Here is a 482-nt window from a genome sequence, read left to right as displayed (position 1 = left end):
AAGCAAAAAATTCTGTGTGATGGCTTATAAAAACCAAACGCATTTGCTAGGGAAACTATACTAATGAAGGCTCGTGAAATTTCGGTCTTGCGAGCGATTATTTTTTGTTTTCCAAGCAATTTTGAGTCAGTCTCCAAGCACGACACCGGCGTGGAATCTCGCAGTGGTGCTAGCGGGGGTACTGCACTCTCATAGACATGTAGTGGAGGTGTCTTCTCGTGAGTACTGCTGATAACACTGCGAACAGCGCTGCGAATGGCGCTGCGAAAAGTGCAGCCTCGTCGGCTGGCACGGGTGCAGAGTCGGGTGTACACGCTGCGCAGGACAAAAGCCTGTGGCACAAATTGCTCGATTGGCGTCCGAAATCGACGATCCCACGCATCCTCGTGGTGCTCACACTCGTGCTGCCGCTGGCGGGTGCGGCGACATTCATGTGGGCGATGTGGGACCCATCGAAATACCTGCGCGATGTTTCCTTGGCT

1 pseudogene is annotated in these 482 nt (G+C 52.9%); it reads left to right on the top strand.

Annotated elements, in window-relative coordinates:
- Positions 1–218: 218 nt before the first annotated feature.
- Positions 219–482, top strand: a pseudogene (locus BKN05_RS11835) (YhgE/Pip domain-containing protein); the annotation flags it as partial.

Origin of the sequence: Corynebacterium sp. S5S1 (genome assembly GCF_001913985.1) — a bacterium.
Taxonomy (GTDB): Bacteria; Actinomycetota; Actinomycetes; order Mycobacteriales; family Mycobacteriaceae; genus Corynebacterium; species Corynebacterium marquesiae.
This window is presented reverse-complemented; position numbering and strand designations above follow the sequence as displayed.